Below are 19,347 nucleotides of genomic sequence, written 5' to 3'. Positions count from 1 at the left end.
CCGGCTCACCTGGCGCGACCTGGGCGATCGGTGCACCACTCGTTCCCATGGGTCCTGGCGCGGGTGAACGGTCGGTGGTCCAGCCTGCGGTTCCGAGGTGGCGGGGCCCCCGACCCGGCCGAGCGTGGCGGGCTCGGGAGGGTTTCGGTGCTCGGGCCAGGTGCTGTGAGAGGCTGGGCCGTATGAACCGGTTGGCTGGTACGACCTCGCCTTATCTGCTTCAGCACGCTGACAATCCGGTCGACTGGTGGCCGTGGGGACCCGAGGCGTTCGAGGAAGCGAAACGGCGTGATGTACCCGTTCTGCTGTCGGTCGGCTACTCTGCGTGTCATTGGTGTCATGTCATGGCCAGCGAATCGTTCGAGGACGAACTGGCCGCCGCCTACATGAACGAGCACTTCGTCAACATCAAGGTCGACCGCGAAGAGCGCCCCGACATCGACGCCGTCTACATGGAGGCCGTGCAGGCGGCGACCGGGCAGGGCGGGTGGCCCATGACCGTGTTCCTCACGCCCGAGGCCGAGCCCTTCTACTTCGGGACCTACTTCCCGCCCGAGCCCCGGCACGGGATGCCCTCCTTCACGCAGGTGCTCGAAGGGGTGCGGACCGCCTGGGTCGGGCGGCGGGAGGAGGTCGCCGAGGTCGCGCAGCGGATCGTGCGGGATCTGGCCGGGCGGCAGCTCGACTACGGGAAGGCCGGGCTGCCGGGGCCCGAGGAGCTGGGGCAGGCGCTGCTCGGGCTGACGCGGGAGTACGACGCCGCGCGGGGCGGGTTCGGCGGGGCGCCGAAGTTCCCGCCGTCGATGGTGCTGGAGTTCCTGCTGCGCCACCACGCCCGGACCGGGTCCGAGGGCGCCCTTCAGATGGCCGCCGACACCTGTGAGGCGATGGCCCGGGGCGGGATCTACGACCAGCTCGGCGGCGGGTTCGCGCGGTACTCCGTGGACCGGGAGTGGGTCGTGCCCCACTTCGAGAAGATGCTGTACGACAACGCGCTGCTGTGCCGGGTGTACGCGCACCTGTGGCGGGCCACCGGGTCGGAGCCGGCGCGGCGCGTGGCGCTGGAGACCGCCGACTTCATGGTGCGGGAACTGCGGACGGAACAAGGGGGCTTCGCCTCCGCGCTCGATGCCGACAGTGAGGATCCGGTGACCGGCCTGCACGTCGAGGGGGCGTACTACGCCTGGACGCCCGCGCAGCTGGCGGAGGTGCTGGGGGAGGACGACGGGGCGCTCGCCGCCGCGTACTTCGGGGTGACCGAGGAGGGGACCTTCGAGCACGGCAAGTCGGTGCTGCAACTGCCGCAGGACGGGCCGGCGGTGGAGGGCGAGAGGGTCGCCTCGATCAAGGAGCGGCTGCTCCGGGCGCGGGGCCGGCGGCCCGCGCCCGGGCGGGACGACAAGGTCGTCGCCGCCTGGAACGGGCTGGCCATCGCCGCGCTCGCCGAGTGCGGGGCCTTCTTCGAGCGCCCGGACCTGGTCGAGCGGGCCATCGAGGCCGCCGACCTGCTCGTACGGGTTCACTTCGACTCCGCGGCCGGGAGGGCCCGGCTGGCGCGGACCAGCAGGGACGGGCGGGTCGGCGCCAACGCCGGGGTGCTGGAGGACTACGGGGACGTCGCCGAGGGCTTCCTGACGCTGGCCTCCGTGACCGGGGAAGGGGTGTGGCTGGAATTCGCCGGGTTCCTCGTCGACCTGGTCATGGACCGGTTCACCGCCGAGGACGGCTCGCTCTACGACACCGCCCACGACGCCGAGCAGCTGATCCGCCGGCCGCAGGACCCCACCGACACCGCGGCCCCCTCGGGCTGGACGGCGGCCGCCGGCGCGCTGCTGTCGTACGCCGCGCACACCGGTTCGGGGGCCCACCGGGAGGCGGCGGAGCGGGCGCTCGGGGTGGTGCACGCCCTCGGGCCGCGCGCCCCGCGCTTCATCGGGCACGGTCTGGCCGTGGCGGAGGCGCTGGTGGACGGGCCGCGGGAGGTGGCCGTGGTGGGTCATCCGGAGGATCCGGCGACGGCCGCGCTGCACCGGACGGCGTTGCTGGCGACGGCTCCGGGGGCGGTGGTGGCGGTCGGGCTGCCGCGCAATGCGGACGGGAGTGGTGGGGAGTTCCCACTTCTGGCCGAGCGCACACTCGTGCGCGACCTTCCGACGGCGTATGTGTGCCGTCATTTCGTCTGCGCGCGGCCTACGACGGAACTCGTCTCACTGGCTGAGCAGTTGGGTGTGGTTCATCACTGATTGTGGCAGAGTGGCGTCAATTCCGGTTGCCGCACTGCCACGTGGAAACGTGGTTTTTATTCGAGCGGCGCCTGAGTTTCATTTTCACTGTCTAGTCTCGTGTCTTCGGGAGTGACGAGACGGCGCACTGGGGGGTGCGCGCGTGTGGGGGATGCGGGGGCGGCAGGCCGGGGGGCCGGGCCGTCTCCGGGGGGTTTTCGATCGCCGCCTGGGGTTGCGGCTCGGCTGTGGGGGACAGTTTGCTCACCTCTGTCTTTATTGCCGCCATTTCTCTGGCGCTCTTCTGGATGGCCGCGTTCACGCTGTGGTGGCAGATGCACGCCTGGCGGACGCCCGAGACGCTCGCCTCGACCCGTTTCGACAGTCCCGACGGCGGGGGACGGCTGGCCTTCTCGCTGCTGCTGCCCGCCCGCCACGAGCAGGCCGTGCTGGAGCACACCATCGACCGGCTGCTCGAATCGAGCCACGCCGACTACGAGATCATCGTCATCGTCGGCCACGACGACCCGGAGACGGCCGCCGTCGCCGAGCGCGCCGCCGTCCGCGCGCCGGAACGGGTGCGCGTCGTCGTCGACCACAACGAGACCAAGAACAAGCCGAAGGCCCTCAACACCGCCCTGCCGCACTGCCGGGGCGACATAGTCGGGGTCTTCGACGCCGAGGACCAGGTCCACCCCGAGCTGCTCGCCCACGTCGACCACGCCTTCCGCTCCACCGACGCGGACGTGGTCCAGGGCGGGGTGCAGCTGATCAACTTCCACTCCAGCTGGTACAGCCTGCGCAACTGCCTGGAGTACTTCTTCTGGTTCCGCTCCCGCCTCCACCTGCACGCCGAGAAGGGCTTCATCCCGCTGGGCGGCAACACCGTCTTCGTGCGCACCGCGGTGCTGCGGGAGGCCGGCGGCTGGGACCAGAACTGCCTCGCCGAGGACTGCGACCTGGGCGTGCGGCTGTCGTCGGTGGGCAAGAAGGTGGTCGTCGCGTACGACTCCGACATGGTCACCCGCGAGGAGACCCCGGGTTCGCTGATGAGCCTGCTGAAGCAGCGCACCCGCTGGAACCAGGGCTTCCTCCAGGTCTACCGGAAGAAGGACTGGCAGCAGCTGCCCGGCCGGGGGCAGCGGTGGCTGGCCCGCTACACCCTGATGACCCCGTTCATGCAGGCGGCCACCGGGGTGATCATCCCGGTCAACTTCGCGGTGGCGGTCTTCCTCGACGTGCCCGTGGGCATCGCGATCATCACCTTCCTCCCCATGATCACGGCGATGGTGACGTTCGTCTTCGAGATCGTCGGCCTGCACGACTTCGGCCGCCAGTACGGCCTGCGCGTGCGGTTCACGCACTACCTCAAGCTCATCGTGGGCGGGCCCTTCTACCAGGTGCTGCTGGCGGGTGCCGCGATCCGGGCGGTCTGGCGCGAGCAGCGCGGCCGCAACGAGTGGGAGCTGACCAGTCACACCGGCGCGCACCTCACCGCCGCCACCTCCTCCGCTGCCTCGGGCGCCTCCGCTGCCTCGGGCGCCTCCGCTGCCTCGGGCGCCTCCGCCGCCTCGGGCGCCTCCGCCACCTCCGCCGCCACTCCGATCCGAGAGGACAGCCTCCAGTGACCGCCACCCTGCCCACGGCCACTGATCCCCAGCCGGCTGACACCACCGACACCGCCCAGCTGCTGCCCGTACGCCGTCCGCCCGGTTCCGGAGGTGCCGGAGCCGCGGGCTCCGGTGGCCGGGGCGGCGGCCTCGGGGTGCGCCCCGCGGCGTTCGCGCGCCCGATGGTGCGCTTCCGCTCCTCCCGTCCGGACCTGCTGCTCTGCGGTGTGATCCTGCTGGCGATCGTCCTCGTACAGGGCTGGAACATCACCAACTTCCCGACGCTGAGCGACGACGAGGGCACCTACCTCGCGCAGGCGTGGGCCGTCCAGCAGGGTGACGGGCTGGCCCACTACACGTACTGGTACGACCATCCGCCGCTGGGCTGGATACAGGTCGCCGGTCTGACGTACCTGCCCGCCCTGTTCGTGCCCGACTGGATGACGGTCGCGCCGATGCGGTTCTCGATGCTGGCGGTCTCCGCGGCCGGCTCGGTGCTGATGTACGTGCTGGCGCGCCGGCTGTGGCTGCCGCGCTGGGCGGCGGGGCTGGCGATGGGGCTGTTCGGGCTGTCGCCGCTGTCGGTGGTCCTCCAGCGGGAGATCTTCCTCGACAACCTCGCCGTGATGTGGATGCTGCTGGCCTTCTGCCTCGCCGCGTCGCCCAGCCGCCACCTGTGGCACCACTTCGGTTCGGGTCTGGCGGCCGCCACCGCCGTCCTGACCAAGGAGACGATGCTGGTGGTGCTCCCGGCGCTGCTGGTGACGATGTGGCGCCACAGCCACCGCGACACCCGCAAGTTCGCCGTGACCGGGGCGATCACCGCCTGCGCGCTGATAGGGCTGTCGTACCCGCTGTACGCCCTGCTCAACAACGAGCTGCTGCCCGGCGCCGGGCACGTCTCCCTGATCGACGGCATCACCTACCAGATGAGCCGCCCCGGCTCCGGCTTCATCCTCGAATCCGGCACCGGCTCGAACGGGGTCTTCCGGTCGTGGCTCTACTACGACGCCGTCCTGCCGCTCGGCGGGCTGGCCGGCGCCGTGCTGCTGCTGGCCACCCACCGCTGGTCGGTGACCGCCCGCGCGCTCGCCGGGCCTGCCCTGGCCGTCGTGATCCTGGCCGTGGTCGCGATGCGCCCCTCCGGCTACCTCCCGGCGATGTACGTGATCCAGGCGCTGCCGTTCCTCGCCCTGGTCCTCGCCGGCGGCGCGGCCAGCATCACGCACGCCGTGCTGCGCCGCCGCCGTGCGCCGGGGGAGCACCGGGGCGTGGTGTACGCGCGCCGGGCGCTGGTCGGCGTACTGGCCGTGTCGGCCGCCGCGTACGTGCTGCCGCGCTGGTACGAGGGCAACCGGACCGCCCTCACCGTCGACGCCAACGCCCCCTACCGGCAGGCGGCGGCCTGGCTGGGCCGTGAGGTGGCCGACCCGGCGAACACCCGCGTCCTCGTCGACGACGCGCTCTGGCTCGACGCCGTTCACCACGGTTTTGCACCCGGGGACGGGGCCATCTGGTTCTACAAGGCGGACCTCGACCCGGCCGTCACCAAGACCCTGCCGCGCGGGTGGCGGGACATCGACTACGTGGTCTCCTCGCCCACCGTGCGTCGCGACGCGGCGGACCTGCCCAACGTGAAGGCTGCTCTGGAGCATTCGACCGCGGTCGCCGTCTTCGGTACGGGCGAGGACCGTATCGAGATCCGCCGGACCGACCGCGAGAGTGGGAGCTGAACCACGATGAGCGAGGACCTGTGGCCCCCGCATGCCCTGGATGATCCGGAAGTCGACGCTCCGCCGCCCCGTGCGCACGGTCACGGGGCCGACGGCAGCGTCACCCTGATCGTCCCGACCTTCAACGAGTCCGCGAACGTGGGGGAGTTGCTCGGCCGACTGCGCGCGGCCGTTCCCGACGGGCGGCCCTTCGAGGTGCTGTTCGTCGACGACTCCACCGACGACACCCCCGCCGCGATCGAGAAGGCGGCCGCCGACTGCCCCTTCCCGGTCTCCGTACTGCACCGCGACAGCCCGGACGGGGGCCTCGGCGGGGCCGTCGTCGCCGGGCTCGAACGGGTCGGCTCCGACTGGATCGTCGTCATGGACGCCGACCTCCAGCACCCGCCCCACCTGGTCCCCGAACTCGTCGGCGAGGGCGAGCGCACCGGGGCCGACCTCGTCGTCGCCTCCCGCTACCTGCCCGGCGGCAGCCGGGCCGGGCTCGCCGGCGGCTACCGGGTCGCCGTCTCGCGCGGCGCGACCTGGCTGGCCAAGGGGCTCTTCCCGCGCGCCCTGCGCGGCGTCAGCGACCCGATGAGCGGCTTCTTCGCGATGCGCCGCACGGCTGCGGCGGGTGCGGAGCTCCAGCCGCTCGGCTACAAGATCCTGCTGGAGCTCACCGTCCGCTGCCGCCCGGAGCGGCGGGCCGAGGTCCCCTTCGTCTTCCAGGACCGTTTCGCCGGGGAGTCCAAGTCCACCGCCCGGGAGGGGCTGCGCTTCCTGACGCACCTCGCGGCCCTGCGCTCCGCGAGCCCCCTCGCACGGATGATCGGCTTCGGGCTGATCGGGCTCTCCGGCTTCGTGCCCAACCTGCTGGCGCTCTGGCTGCTCACCCACACCGGGATGCAGTACCTCGCCGCCGAGGTGCTCGCCAACCAGGCCGGAGTGCTGTGGAACTTCCTGTTCATCGAGACGCTGCTCTTCCGCGACCGGCGCCGCCACCGCCACTGGGCGGACCGCCTGGGCCGCTTCGCCCTCCTCGCCAACGCCGACCTGCTGCTGCGCATCCCGGTCATCGCGCTGTTCGTGGGCCGCTTCGGCATGGAGGTGCTGCCCGCGACCGCCCTGGCGCTGGTCACCACCTTCGTCCTGCGTTTCGCCGCCACCGAAGCGCTCGTCTACCTGCCGCGCGGGCCACGTGCGGCGCGCACCAGCAGGGGTTGAGCCGTACCGAAAGGATCCACGTATGCGTAGGAAGATCCGACGGGGGGCGGGGCGCCGGGCCGCCCTGGTCGCCGTCGGCGCGATGACCGCCAGCCTGCTCCTGACCGCACCCCAGCAGGCCACGGCCGGAGCGCCGAACCTGCTGACGAACCCCGGATTCGAGACCGCCGGTCCGGCGGGCTCCGACATGCCCGCCTGCTGGTCGAAATCGGGCTGGGGCGACAACGACTTCACCTTCGCCGCCGTCGCCGACTCCCACAGCGGCACCAAGGCCATGAAGGTCTCGGTGACCCGCCGGGTCAGCGGCGACCGCAAGGCCCTGGTCACCGAGAACGCCGCCTGCGCGCCGACCGTGGTGCCGGGCAGGCAGTACGACCTGTCCGCCTGGTACAAGTCGGACACCCCTGACGTGTCGGTGACGGTGTTCCGCCACGACACCACCGCCGGCTGGCAGTACTGGACGGATCTGCAGAACCCGCCGGTCAGTGCCGCGTGGGCGCGTACGGAGGTCCGTACGCCGGCCGTACCGCCGAACACCGACAAGATCGCGTGGGGTCTGTCCGTCTACGGCGTGGGCACCCTCACCACCGACGACTACGCGCTGGAGGAGGTGGGCGCGGTCCCGCCGCAGCCCACCTGCACGGGTACGGCCGAGCAGTGCGCCAAGGGCAAGTGGGAGGTGATGGCGGCCCAGAACCCGGTGCGGTCGATGCACGCGGTGGTCCTCAAGAACGGCAAGGTGCTGCTGATCGCCGGCTCCGGCAACGACATCTCCCAGTTCAACGCCGGGACCTTCACCTCCGCCGTCTACGACCCGGTGGCGGGCACCGCCAAGACGATCCCGACGCCGGTGGACATGTTCTGCTCGGGGCACGTGCAGCTGGCCGACGGCCGGGTGCTGGTCATGAGCGGCAACAAGGGCTATCCGTCCGCCGACGGCAAGATCGGCTACCAGGGGCTGAAGGACAGTTACGTCTTCGACCCGGCGACCGAGACGTACACGAAGACCAACGACATGAACGGCGGGCACTGGTACCCGTCCGCCACCGTCCTCGGCAACGGTGACGTGATCTCCTTCGGCGGGCTGAAGGAGGACTCCACGGGCAACGTCACGGCCGAGAAGTTCTCGGCGGCGCAGAACAAGTGGCTGCCGATGAACGAGGTCAACCAGACCTGGTCGTACTGGGGCCTGTACCCGTCGATGATCCTCATGCAGGACGGCCGGCTGTTCTACTCCGGCAGCCACACCTTCGGCAACGGCACGCCCGGCTCGGGCGCCTCGGTGTACGACTACGACGCCAACACCATCACGGACGTGCCCGGCCTGCGGAAGAAGGACGAGCGGGACGAGTCGGCGAGCGTCCTGCTGCCCCCGGCCCAGGACCAGCGGGTGCTGACCGTCGGCGGCGGCAACAACGAGACCAACCCGGCCGCGAACCGGCTGACCGACATCATCGACCTGAAGAAGCCGAGCCCCGCCTACACGGCGGGACCCGACCTCCCGCAGGGCCTCGTCGACACCGGTACGGGCAAGCGCCCGCAGACCGGCGCCGAGGGCAAGATGTACGCGTCCGCGGTGCTGCTGCCGGACGGCAAGGTGCTGGAGACCGGCGGCGGCCTCCACGACCGGGCCGACCCGGTCTTCGAGGCCTCGTTCTTCGACCCGGCGAACAACACCTACCAGGCGGGCCTGGCAACCGACCCGATCCCGCGCACCTACCACTCGGGGGCGTTCCTGCTGCCCGACGGCCGCGTCATGTCGGTCGGCGACAACCCGGGCAACGGCACGTACAACCACGCGGTGTCGATCTACACCCCGCCGTACCTGTTCAAGGGGCCGCGCCCGAAGCTCACCTCGGTGATCGACACGGAGTGGGTGTACGGGGACACGCAGCGGATCACCGTCGACCGGCCGATCGCCAAGGCGGAGCTGATCCGCCCGGCGGCGGTGACCCACTCCTCGGACCCCAACCAGCGGTTCGTGGACCTGCCGATGACGGTGATCGACAACAAGACCATCGACCTCAACGTCACGAGCAACCCCAACCTGGCGCCGCCCGGCTGGTACATGCTGTTCGGGGTCGACGCCAACGGCGTCCCGTCGGTCGCGACCTGGGTCCACCTGGGCGGGGCCCCGGCGCTGGCGGCGGCCGCGAAGACGGACGGGAAGCAGCTGCCCGCCCCGCACGAGCACACCTTCGCCGACAAGCTCGCCCCGCCGAAGGCCAACCCGGCGCAGCGGGACTCGGCCCCGGTCGCCCCCACCGTGGCCGGCTGCGACCGGCACTACGGAACGGCGAGCATCTGCGTACCGGGCACCTTCCCGGCGGAGGTGAAGAAGACGACCAAGGACCGCTGCGAGTGGCTGGCCGCGCACCAGTTCCCGAAGCGGATGAAGGTCAACGGCAGCGACCCGCTGCGGCTGGACCCGGACAGGGACGGCTACGCCTGCTGAGCCGCGGGAGCGGCCGACGCCCCTTCGCCGCCCGCGCGGCGGAGGGGTCGTCGGTCAGGCGTTGCAGGCGAGGCTGACTTCGGCGCGGTTCGACTTCGTGTCGTCGCCGACGATCGTGATCTGCGCCCAGCCGCTGAACTTGTCGGGTGCCTTCTTGAGGTTGACGCCGTCCCAGTACGTCTTGGGCACGGCCTGGGTGTCGGCCGCGGTGAAGGTGAGGGTCAGCACGCCCGAGACGAAGCCGTCGCTCCGGACCCAGCGGTACTTGACGGTGCCCGGCCCCGAGGTACTGATGGTGCCGTCGAACGACGGGACGACCCCGTCGGGGAAGACGATGCAGCCGATCTCACCTTGCTTGCCCCGGTACGCCGCGGACGCGGCGGTGACGTCCGCCGTCTTCGCCTGAGGCTCTGCGGGCTTGGCCGGCGCCGCGGGCTCCTTCGGGACCTTGCTGCACGTGACGGGCGCCGTCTTCCTGTTCTGCTCCTTGACGCTGTAGGAACCGTAGGGGACGTTCTCGTCGACGTACTTCCCGTTGGACGCGACCCTGACGCTCTCGCTCGCGCCGCCGACGGAGATCGTCACGCGCGCCCCCCGGTCGAACCCGGAGAGCTTGAGGTCGTACGTGGGCTTCTTGTCCGGGCCGGGTCCGCCCTTGACCAGGGCGCAGGTTCCGGCGGGAGCCGCGGCCGCGGAGCCGGTTCCCGCGGCGGAGCCGGTTCCCGCGGCGGAGGCGTACGGGGCGGCGAGGGCCGGTGCGAGGACGCACGCGGCGACGGCGAGTGGCGCGAGGAGCGTGGAACGGTGGTGCCGGGTCATGGTGTCTGCCTCCGGTGCCTGTCGGAACGGGCCGTGGCGGCCGAACCGGACGGGCGGCAAGACGGAGTGCCGAACCGGCCGGTCGGCGGGCTCCCCTTTCGACCGTACAACGGGGGCGGAGCTCCCGCAGACCCGGCCGTTCCGCGGGGAGCGGCCCGGTACGGGGCGGTGCGGGGCGGTACCGGGCGGTAGGGGAATCGAACCCGTTTGACGGCCCGGCGTCCCACCCCGTGCGGGGGTCGGGCTCCTACGCTGGGCGCTGGTGATTTCCGGCCCGTCCCGTTTTGGTCGAAAGGTTCCGCCACCATGCCCGAGACCGCCCCGTCCGCTCCGAACGCCGCGCGCCGCAGGTGTTCCGCCGTGCTGCTGGCCTGCGCCCTGCTCGGGCCTCCGGTGCTCGTGGGGCAGGCGCAGGCCGCCGCCGATGACGTCGGGAGCATCAAGGAGTACGCGCCGCCGACGGCGGGCAGCGGTCCGGTCGGCATCACCGCGGGGCCCGACGGCAACGTGTGGTTCACCGAGAACGCCACCGACCGGATCGGGCGGATCACGCCGAAGGGCGCGATCAAGGAGTTCACCCTGCCCGCGGGCAGCTTCCCGGACGACATCGCCGCCGGCGCCGACGACCGGCTGTGGTTCAGCGAGCCCGGGCGCAACCGGATCGGCCGGATCGACACGAGCGGCAAGACCAAGGAGTTCCCGCTGCCACGGCCGGACGCCTTCCCGGTGGGGATCACCGGGGGGCCGGACGGCAACGTGTGGTTCGCCGAGAACGGTGCCGGGCGGATCGGGCGGATCACCCCGTCCGGCAAGGTCACCGAGTTCCCGCTGCCGACCACCGAGAGCGCCCCGTACCGGATCACCAACGGCCCGGACGGGAACCTGTGGTTCACCGAGCCCGCCACCAACCGGGTCGGGAAGATCACCCCGTCCGGGAAGGTCACCGGGTACGCGCTGCCGAACGCGGAGGGCGCCCCCGTCAACATCGCCGGCGGGCCGGACGGGAACCTCTGGTTCACCGACCCGACCTCCAACGCGATCGGGCGGATCACCCCCCACGGCAAGGTCAGGATGTTCCCGCTGGGCACGGCGAACAGCGGCCCGGTCGGCATCGCGGCGGGACCCGACGGGAACCTCTGGTTCGGGGAGTCCAACATCAACCGGATCGGGCGGATCACCCCGCGCGGGCAGGTCACCGAGTTCCCGGTGCCCACCCCCAACGTGGACAACACCCCCTTCCACATCGCCGCCGGCCCCGACGGGAACATGTGGTTCACGGAGCTGATCGGCAACCGGATCGGGCGCGTGAAGGTCGGGGGCCGGGCCGCCGACCTGGCCGTCCGGCTGGCGGCGCCGGTCAAGGCCCGTGCGGGCGACGCGTACACCTACACCGTGACGGTGACCAACCACGGCCGCTCCGCCGCGGCCCGCACGGTCGTACGGCTGGCCAAGCCGCGCGGCGCGTACACGGTGTCGGCCAAGCCGTCGGCCAAGCGTCCCACCGCCGACGAGCTGGCCTGGGAGGTGGGCTCGCTCGGCGCCGGGCAGACGAGGACCTTCCGCGTCACGGTGCGGCCGAAGAACGAGGGCGCCGTCGAGGCGGTGGCGAAGGTGGCGTCGGCCACGTTCGACCCGGTCACCGGGAACAACGCGGCGACCGTGCGGACGACGGTCTCCGGCCGCTGACGCGGGGCGCGCGCGGGCGCGTGCCGCTGCGCGTGCCGCTGGGGTGTGCCGGGCGCGTGCTGCTTGCGCGCGCCGCCTACGCGTGCCGGTACGCGGCCAGCGAGATGCCGACGTAGTGGGCCACGAAGGCCGCGAGCGTCAGGGAGTGGAAGACCTCGTGGAAGCCGAAGACGCGGGGGGAGGGGTTGGGGCGCTTCATCCCGTAGATGACCCCGCCCGCGCTGTAGAGCAGACCGCCGACGATCACCAGGACGAGGACGGCGATACCGCCGGTCCGCATGAAGTCGGGCAGGAAGAACACGGCCGCCCACCCCATCGCGATGTAGCAGGGGGTGTACAGCCAGCGCGGGGCGCCGACCCAGAAGACCCGGAAGGCGATGCCGGCCGCGGCCGCGATCCACACCGCCCACAGCAGGGGCTTGCCGGTGGAGTCGGGCAGCAGCAGGACCGCGAGCGGGGTGTAGGTGCCCGCGATGATCAGGAAGATGTTCGCGTGGTCGAGCCGGCGTAGGACGGCTTCGCCGCGCGGCCCCCACGTACCGCGGTGGTAGACGGCACTGACTCCGAAGAGCAGGCAGGCGGTGAGGACGTACACCCCGCAGGCGACGCGGGCCTTCGTCGAGTCGGTGAAGGCCATCAGCACCAGGCCGGCGATCACCACGGCGGGGAACATCCCGGTGTGCAGCCAGCCGCGCATCAGCGGCTTGGCCTCCGGACCTGCCGGAACGACCGTTACGGCCGACATGGCGGCGGCGTCTGAAGTCATGGTCCACATGCTACCTACGGGTCCGTAGGTTTCCGTTACTGCTCTTTACGGAAGATTGACGGACGTGGCGATGCTCACGTGAGAGGCCCCCTGGACATATGCGCACATCCACCGGATGATCAGATGAGTGCGGTCGGCACCGGATGAGCGGAGCGCGAAGCGTCCGGGTCGCAGCCCCCACGGGGCATACACCAAACAAACCCCTCAACAAGGAGCAATCGTGGCGCGCGACAACGCGGCTCCCACTTCCGGTTCGACACTCCCCACCGAACACACAGGGCTCGTCTCCTGGGTGGAGGAGATCGCAGCCCTGACCCAGCCGGACCGCATCGTCTGGTGCGACGGCTCCGAGGCCGAGTACGAGCGCCTGTGCGAGGAGCTCGTGGCCAAGGGCACGTTCAAGAAGCTCGACGAGACCAAGCGCCCGAACTCGTACTACGCCGCCTCCGACCCCTCCGACGTCGCGCGCGTCGAGGACCGCACCTTCATCTGCTCCGAGAAGGAAGAGGACGCGGGCCCGACGAACCACTGGAAGGCTCCTTCCGAGATGAAGGCCCTTTTCACCGGTGAGGGGGGCGTGGCGGGGGAGCAGGGCATCTTCCGCGGCTCCATGAAGGGCCGGACGATGTACGTCGTCCCCTTCTGCATGGGCCCCCTCGGCTCCGACCTCTCCGCGATCGGCGTCGAGATCACCGACTCCGCCTACGTCGCGGTCGCCATGCGCACCATGACCCGCATGGGCAAGGCCGTCCTCGACGAGCTCGGCACCGACGGCTTCTTCGTCAAGGCCGTCCACACCCTCGGCGCTCCGCTCGCCGAGGGCCAGGACGACGTGCCGTGGCCCTGCAACACCACCAAGTACATCTCGCACTTCCCCGAGACCCGCGAGATCTGGTCCTTCGGCTCCGGCTACGGCGGTAACGCCCTGCTCGGCAAGAAGTGCTACGCGCTGCGCATCGCCTCCGTCATGGCGCGCGACGAGGGCTGGCTCGCCGAGCACATGCTGATCCTGAAGCTGACCCCGCCGGCCGGCGAGGGCGAAGCGAAGTACGTCGCCGCCGCCTTCCCGTCCGCCTGCGGCAAGACCAACCTGGCCATGCTGGAGCCCACGATCCCCGGCTGGACGGTCGAGACCATCGGCGACGACATCGCCTGGATGCGCTTCGGCGAGGACGGCCGCCTCTACGCGATCAACCCCGAGGCCGGCTTCTTCGGCGTCGCCCCCGGCACCGGCGAGCACACCAACGCCAACGCCATGAAGACCATGTACGCCAACACCGTCTTCACCAACGTCGCGCTCACCCCCGACGGCGGCGACGTGTGGTGGGAGGGCATGACCGAAGAGGCGCCCGCGCACCTCATCGACTGGAAGGGCAACGCCTGGACCCCGGAGTCCGGGACCCCGGCCGCCCACCCCAACGCCCGCTTCGCCGTCCCGGCCGCCCAGTGCCCGACGATCGCCCCCGAGTGGGAGGACCCCAAGGGCGTCCCGGTCTCCGCGATCCTCTTCGGCGGCCGCCGCGCCTCCGCCGTCCCGCTGGTCACCGAGTCCTTCGACTGGAACCACGGCGTCTTCATCGGCTCGAACATCGCCTCCGAGAAGACCGCCGCCGCCGAGGGCAAGGTCGGCGAACTGCGCCGCGACCCCTTCGCGATGCTGCCCTTCTGCGGCTACAACATGGGCGACTACATGGCCCACTGGGTCAAGGTCGCCGCCGACAAGGACCAGGCCAAGCTCCCGAAGATCTACTACGTGAACTGGTTCCGCAAGAACGACGCGGGCAAGTTCGTGTGGCCCGGCTTCGGCGAGAACAGCCGCGTCCTGAAGTGGATCGTCGGCCGTCTCGACGGCACCGCCGAGGGCGTCGAGACCCCGATCGGCGTCCTGCCGACCAAGGCCGCCCTCGACCTCGACGGCCTCGACATCGCCGACGAGGACCTCGACTTCCTCCTCACCGTCGACAAGGAGGTCTGGCGCGAGGAGGCCGCCCTGGTCCCCGAGCACCTGAACACCTACGGCGACCACACCCCGAAGGAGCTGTGGGACCAGTACCACGCGCTCGTCGAGCGCCTGGGCTGACCGCCCGCCCGGTCCGACCCCGCCCTGACACGACAGGGCACACGAACGTGGGAGTCCCCGACCAAGGTGCTCCCACCGCTGTGGGAATCCCCGACCAAGGCTTTCCCATCGCAGCACACGCCTGACTGGCCGACGGGCCGGCGCCACTGTCCCGGCCGCCGCCCGCCTCAGGAGCGTCCTCGCTCCTCCAGATAGGCCGTGTGCGTCTGCTGACGGCGGACCTCCCTGTCCTGGAGGTCCGCCGTCAGGCGTTCCGCCTCCTGCGACAGCACCGACAGCTGCCGCTCCAAGTGCCGCTCCGGGGACTCCCCGCCCGGCGTCAGCCGCGTCCACCAGCGCGTCCGGTTGTACGTGTCCACGCATTCCGGCACGTCCAGCCGGACCGCCCGCGCCAGCGAGTGCACCGCCTCCGGGTCCGCCGCCAGCTCCTGCGCCGGCCAGCCCGGGTCCAGCAGGGCCGCGTACAGGTCCAGCAGCTCGCTCAGCTTCCCCTCCGCGGCCGGCGGCAGTTCCACCTCCGCCACGTACCCGCGCAGCCGGCCCAGGTCCTCCCGTACGAGGTCCAACTGCTCGGCGGGACCCGGGAACGGCGGCGGCAGGCTCCGGTCCGGCGGGGCGATCAGCGCGCCCGCCCCGTACAGCCCCGCGACCACCACCGGCCAGTAGGCGCCGGCCACCCCGGCCAGCGTCAGACCCAGCCCGACGAGCCCGCAGGCACTGCCCGCCAGGTTCTTCTTCGACTCCAGGTACGCCAGCGCTCTACTGGTAGCCACGGATCTCCTCGAAGGCCCCGTCGAGCGACCCGTTCCCGTCCGTCGCGTCGAAGAGCCGGCCACCGGTCAGCTCCGTGATGTGCGTCAGCTCCTTGCGGTCCGAATCCCCGAACAGCACCGCGAAGACCGGCGTGCGCTTCTGCGCCTCCGGCAGCCCGGCGTAGAAGGAGTCGAAGTCCTTCACCTTGTCCCCGCTCTGCCCGTCGGTCATCAGCACGATCGAGGTGAACGCGTCCGAGCCGCCCTGCCCCAGGTGCTGGTACGCCGCCTTCAGGCTGGCGTAGACGGCCGTCCCGCCCTCCGGGCGCAGCGACTTCACGTCACCCCGGATCGCGTCCAGGGCCGGACCCGGATTGCCCGGCTCGACGACGTGCGTCAGCACCTGCTTGACCTTGTCGCCGAAGGGCAGCAGCGTCACCTCCTCGCGGTCCCGGAACCGCTGCCCCGTCCCCGAACTCCCCGTCCCCGTCAGGTCGGTGAGCGCCGTGCGCAGCCGCCCGATCCGGTCCGCCTCCTCCATCGAGCCCGACGTGTCCAGCACGTACACCGTCCGCGAGGGCCGGCGCAGCTCGTTCTCGTACGAGGCCAGCAGCCCGTCCGCCACCGACCGGGCGCCGGGGAAGGGCAGTTCGCGGCGCACCGGGGAGTCCAGTCCGGCGGCCGGGGCCACCCCGGCCGCCACCGGCCGGCGGAACGTCTTCTCCGTGATCGCCTTCTGTGCCGCGTCGCCCCGCAGGTAGTCCGTCAGCAGCCGGCCCGACTCCCTGGCCCCCGCCGGGGCCGAGGTCAGCAGCGTCAGCGGGTAGTGCGCGGTGACCACCCCGTCCTTCGGGCGGATCACCTTCAGCGGGGACTTCGCCCGGTCGTTCATCGACAGCAGCACCGACTCGTAGTTGACCAGCGCGTCCACGTCGTCCCGCTTGGCGTACGCCGTCACGAGCCAGCCCGAGGAGCCGGAGGTCAGCTTCTGCCCCTTGAAGAACTCCTTCAGCCGCGGCCGGGCCTTCTGCACGTCCGCGTCGGTCAGCGCCGACTGCGCGCCGGACAGGCCCGAGGCCACCGAGACGAGGGTGGAGAATCCGGAGTTGGAGCGCACCGGGTCGGTCATCCCGTACGTCAGTCTCCCGGCCGCCACGGCCTCCTCGACCGCCGACCAGGTCACCTCCTCGGGCTTCCAGCCCAGGCGGGCCAGCGCCTCCGGCTTGACGCCGACGGCGACCGGAGAGGACATCACCGGGGTCTCGTTGGCGAGCTTGGCGGCGGCCTCGGGCCGCAGCCGCAGGTAGTCGTTGGAGGACAGCCAGATCGCGTCGTACTTGCCGTCGGCCTTGCCGGAGGCGACCTGCTCGGCCGCGTCCAGCGTCCCCGACCAGGTGAAGTCGACGGAGACGCCGGTGGCCGCCTTGGCGTCCTTCAGGATCTGCGCCATGTCGGTGAGCTCGCTGGAGGCCAGCACCCGCAGCCGGCCCTCCTTGTACTCCTGGGGCTTCCGGCCCCCGGCGGAGCCGCCGGTGTTCGCGGTGGGTTCGTCCGAGGTGCAGGCCGTGGCTCCCAGCAGGGTCGCGGCCAGGACCACCGTCGCGGCCAGGCGTCTGCGCAGCCGGGCAGTCGACGTACGTGTCGTCGTGTGCGCTGTCGTACGCGTTGTCGCACGCGCTGTCTTACGCGGCGTCGTGGTGCTCGGCTTCATCGGTCCCCGCCTTCCAGGGCGTTCGCGGTACGGGTGCGGGCCAGGTGGGCCGAGGCCGCCCGGAGCTCGCCCGTCAGGGACTCCACCGTCGCCGCCATGTTCTCCGTCGCCTGGACCTTGAAGGTGTCGATCGCGTCGAGGGTCTTGTAGATCTGCGCGAAGGCCGTACGGAGCGTCTCCACACCGACCGCCGGGTCGGCGGCGATCCGCTGGATCTCGCCGCTCTGGGTGGCCAGCATCTCCGCGTTCCCCCGGATCAGCTCCTCGGTGGTGCCGCGCAGGGCGTTCACCTGCTCGGCCACCTTGCGCTGGTTGTCGAGGGCCGAAGCCAGCATCACCGCGATGCGCAGCGCCGAGACGGTCGTCGTCGCGGCCCGGTCGACACCCTTGATGAGCTCCTCGTTGTTGCGCCGGACCACATCCATCGCCAGGTAGCCCTGCGCGCACACGGCCAGCTGGGTCAGCAGGTCCTGGTGCTTCTGGCGCACCGGGAACAGGACGTCGGCTCGGAGCGCGTCCGCCTGGGCGGGGTCGGTGCGTTCGGCCTCGGTGATCCGCTGCTCGACGGCCGCGTCCAGGGCCTCGGTGAGCACCGCGTACTCCTGGAGCTTGCCCATGGTCTCCCACAGCCGGGCCCGCTCGGTGTGCAGCGCGGCGTTGTCGCGGCGCAACTCGTCCTGGCCGCCGCGCAGTGCGCCGACGATCCGGTTCAGGGTGGTCTGGGAGGAGGCGTACTTGGCCACGTGGTCGCGGAACCGGTTGCCGCCCGGCAGCCTCGCCAGCAGCCTGCGGGCGCCCTTGGCGGGCGCGTCCCGCGGGTCGAGGTCCTCGACGGTGCGGCGCAGCTCGACCAGCGAGCCCGCCACCCGCGCCTGGGCGTCGCCGCCGCCGTCCGCGCCGAGGGAGCGCACGGCCCGCTCCAGCATGCGGTTGGACTGGTTGGTGGCGGTGCGCACGTCGGCGGAGCCGAGCGCGGTGATGTCGCCGATGCGGGTCGCGAACTCCGGGGAGCGGACGTCGATGCCGGCGAGCTGGCCGACGTACTCCCCGGCCCGGCGGGCCATCTCCTCCCGGACGCCGTCCTGGAGCGGTACGAGGCCGGAGGCCTGCTCGCGGCGGACGGCGGGTACCGGCTCGGGCGCTGTCAGCACCAGCGGGCCGTCCTCGGGCGGTGTCAGTGTCACGGCGTGCCCCCCTGCCCCTTGGCGCGGCCCGCCAGCGTCGTCAGGACCTTCACGGTCGGAGCGCTGACCTGGCGGATCCCGGTCAGCTCCGGGTTGAGGTACCCGGCGTACTGGTTGGTGGCGGCGGAGAACTCGGCGGTGCCCTCCTGGGGGCGGAAGCCGTGCCGCACGGCCAGCTCGCGCAGCTTCTTGTCGGTGGCGAGGAGGGTGCCGAGGTCCTTGGCCTTCTCGCCGAGCGGGACGAAGGTGTGCGGGGAGTTCACCGTGGTGTCCGGGTACAGCACGACCATGCTCGCGGCCTCTCCGGTGGCCTGCTTCTGCATCAGCAGCGCGGCGACCTGGGCCTCGTAGGCGAGGACCAGCGGCTCGCCGCTGCCGCTGATGAAGGAGCGGAACGGGCCGTCGGTGCTGGGCTCCAGGGAGCCCTGGACGGAGATCAGCTTCCGGAGGAGGGGGGTCGTGCGGTCGATGCCGGCGTCGTCGGAGACGACCGTCTTGTTGTTGGCCACGTTGGAGGTGGTTCCGATGAACAGGGCGCCGGAGTTGGAGGTGGTGGGGTCGGAGGTCTTGATGAAGACCGTCCCGGTCAGTTCGGTGTGGGCCGAGGATCCGGGGAGCTGCTGCCAGGTGCGGTCCTCGGCGGCCGCCTTGAGGAAGGGCTCCATCAGGAGGGTGCCGGTGTTCTTGCCGTTCGTCTTGGCGAGGCCGTTGTCGGCGAGGACGCGCGCCGCGTTGGCGCGGGCGATGACCACGAGGGGGGAGAAGAAGGGCTTCGCGCTCTGCGCGCCCTTCACCCCGGCCTTCGCGGCGATCTCGTCGGCGGGCTCGCTGCTGCTGGGGAAGGCGAAGTCGTACTCCTTGAGGGCCAGCTGGTCCATGGCCCAGGAGCCCGAGGTCTCCGTCTTCACGGTGTAGCCCTTGGCTGCAAGGGCCTTGACGACGTCGGGATCGCGGAAGAACTCTGACTTCTCCGACCCGATGACGCCACGCACGGTCTTCGTTGCCGTGCCCTCTGATGTTCCGGTTCTCCCGAGGACGATGACGGCGATCACGCCGCCTGTCAGGAGGACCGCCAGAGCGATTCCTAGGATGCGTCTCACGGGTGCAGCCTGCTCACGGAAAC

13 protein-coding genes are annotated in these 19,347 nt (G+C 71.3%); 7 read left to right on the top strand and 6 right to left on the bottom strand.

Features of this window, described 5'->3' with window-relative positions; genetic code table 11:
• Positions 1-182: 182 nt before the first annotated feature.
• From ACZ597_RS03760 to ACZ597_RS03740, 5 genes are all read left to right on the top strand, one after another.
• Complete coding sequence (locus ACZ597_RS03760) at positions 183-2,243, top strand: thioredoxin domain-containing protein (RefSeq protein WP_471324457.1); 2,061 nt, start codon at positions 183-185, stop codon at positions 2,241-2,243.
• A 239-nt stretch (positions 2,244-2,482) separates the two neighbouring features.
• Positions 2,483-3,850: a glycosyltransferase gene (locus ACZ597_RS03755; protein WP_471324454.1), complete on the top strand. Its 1,368-nt coding sequence runs from the start codon at positions 2,483-2,485 to the stop codon at positions 3,848-3,850.
• A gap of 164 nt (positions 3,851-4,014) precedes the next feature.
• Positions 4,015-5,565 carry an ArnT family glycosyltransferase gene (locus ACZ597_RS03750; RefSeq protein ID WP_471325127.1) on the top strand — a complete coding sequence of 517 codons (1,551 nt, stop codon included), beginning with the start codon at positions 4,015-4,017 and terminating at the stop codon, positions 5,563-5,565.
• Between the two features lie 6 nt (positions 5,566-5,571).
• Positions 5,572-6,771: a glycosyltransferase gene (locus ACZ597_RS03745; RefSeq protein WP_471324452.1), complete on the top strand. Its 1,200-nt coding sequence runs from the start codon at positions 5,572-5,574 to the stop codon at positions 6,769-6,771.
• 22 nt (positions 6,772-6,793) lie between these two features.
• Entirely contained in the window at positions 6,794-9,226 is a 2,433-nt protein-coding gene (locus ACZ597_RS03740) for a galactose oxidase-like domain-containing protein (protein WP_471324450.1), read from the top strand.
• 54 nt (positions 9,227-9,280) lie between these two features.
• Here ACZ597_RS03740 and ACZ597_RS03735 read toward each other — a convergent pair whose 3' ends face one another.
• Positions 9,281-10,045: a hypothetical protein gene (locus ACZ597_RS03735; protein ID WP_471324447.1), complete on the bottom strand. Its 765-nt coding sequence runs from the start codon at positions 10,043-10,045 to the stop codon at positions 9,281-9,283.
• 306 nt (positions 10,046-10,351) lie between these two features.
• Between ACZ597_RS03735 and ACZ597_RS03730 the strand changes: the two genes are divergently transcribed.
• Positions 10,352-11,731, top strand: a complete 1,380-nt coding sequence (locus ACZ597_RS03730) for a virginiamycin B lyase family protein (RefSeq protein ID WP_471324444.1) — start codon at positions 10,352-10,354, stop codon at positions 11,729-11,731.
• A 76-nt stretch (positions 11,732-11,807) separates the two neighbouring features.
• On the opposite strand, the gene trhA is transcribed toward ACZ597_RS03730, so the two are convergent.
• Positions 11,808-12,497 (bottom strand): PAQR family membrane homeostasis protein TrhA, encoded by a 690-nt coding sequence (trhA, locus tag ACZ597_RS03725; RefSeq protein ID WP_471324442.1) that lies wholly within the window; start codon positions 12,495-12,497, stop codon positions 11,808-11,810.
• Positions 12,498-12,717: 220 nt separating this feature from the next.
• On the opposite strand from trhA, the gene ACZ597_RS03720 reads away from it, so the two are divergent.
• Positions 12,718-14,577 carry a phosphoenolpyruvate carboxykinase (GTP) gene (locus ACZ597_RS03720; RefSeq protein ID WP_471324440.1) on the top strand — a complete coding sequence of 620 codons (1,860 nt, stop codon included), beginning with the start codon at positions 12,718-12,720 and terminating at the stop codon, positions 14,575-14,577.
• 167 nt (positions 14,578-14,744) lie between these two features.
• Here ACZ597_RS03720 and ACZ597_RS03715 read toward each other — a convergent pair whose 3' ends face one another.
• Genes ACZ597_RS03715 through ACZ597_RS03700 form a run of 4 tightly spaced genes read right to left on the bottom strand, consistent with a single transcriptional unit; the run spans position 14,745 to position 19,324 of the window.
• Positions 14,745-15,350 (bottom strand): hypothetical protein, encoded by a 606-nt coding sequence (locus ACZ597_RS03715; RefSeq protein ID WP_471324437.1) that lies wholly within the window; start codon positions 15,348-15,350, stop codon positions 14,745-14,747.
• Positions 15,337-17,040, bottom strand: coding sequence for a substrate-binding and vWA domain-containing protein (locus ACZ597_RS03710; RefSeq protein ID WP_471324435.1), 1,704 nt, complete (start codon positions 17,038-17,040; stop codon positions 15,337-15,339). Before ACZ597_RS03710 ends, ACZ597_RS03715 begins: the two co-directional genes overlap by 14 nt.
• Complete coding sequence (locus ACZ597_RS03705; RefSeq protein ID WP_471324433.1) at positions 17,037-18,224, bottom strand: toxic anion resistance protein; 1,188 nt, start codon at positions 18,222-18,224, stop codon at positions 17,037-17,039. The genes ACZ597_RS03710 and ACZ597_RS03705 overlap by 4 nt, the downstream gene beginning before the upstream one ends.
• The gene (locus tag ACZ597_RS03700) at positions 18,221-19,324 is read right to left on the bottom strand and encodes a hypothetical protein (RefSeq protein WP_471324431.1); all 1,104 of its coding nucleotides are present in this window, start codon (positions 19,322-19,324) and stop codon (positions 18,221-18,223) included. Before ACZ597_RS03700 ends, ACZ597_RS03705 begins: the two co-directional genes overlap by 4 nt.
• Positions 19,325-19,347: the final 23 nt, after the last annotated feature.

The sequence above is a fragment of the Streptomyces sp. NPDC040718 genome (assembly GCF_055593565.1).
The sequence above is the reverse complement of the archived record's forward strand: the minus strand, read 5'-3'. Positions and strand labels throughout refer to the sequence as shown.

What these genes read in the sequence shown, in the direction of transcription:
- ACZ597_RS03760 (WP_471324457.1), top strand. Translation starts at nt 183, where the DNA reads ATGAACCGGTTGGCTGGTACGACCTCGCCTTATCTGCTTCAGCACGCT.
- ACZ597_RS03750 (WP_471325127.1), top strand. Translation starts at nt 4,015, where the DNA reads ATGGTGCGCTTCCGCTCCTCCCGTCCGGACCTGCTGCTCTGCGGTGTG.
- ACZ597_RS03745 (WP_471324452.1), top strand. Translation starts at nt 5,572, where the DNA reads ATGAGCGAGGACCTGTGGCCCCCGCATGCCCTGGATGATCCGGAAGTC.
- ACZ597_RS03740 (WP_471324450.1), top strand. Translation starts at nt 6,794, where the DNA reads ATGCGTAGGAAGATCCGACGGGGGGCGGGGCGCCGGGCCGCCCTGGTC.
- ACZ597_RS03735 (WP_471324447.1), bottom strand. Translation starts at nt 10,045, where the DNA reads ATGACCCGGCACCACCGTTCCACGCTCCTCGCGCCACTCGCCGTCGCC.
- ACZ597_RS03730 (WP_471324444.1), top strand. Translation starts at nt 10,352, where the DNA reads ATGCCCGAGACCGCCCCGTCCGCTCCGAACGCCGCGCGCCGCAGGTGT.
- trhA (WP_471324442.1), bottom strand. Translation starts at nt 12,497, where the DNA reads ATGACTTCAGACGCCGCCGCCATGTCGGCCGTAACGGTCGTTCCGGCA.
- ACZ597_RS03710 (WP_471324435.1), bottom strand. Translation starts at nt 17,040, where the DNA reads ATGAAGCCGAGCACCACGACGCCGCGTAAGACAGCGCGTGCGACAACG.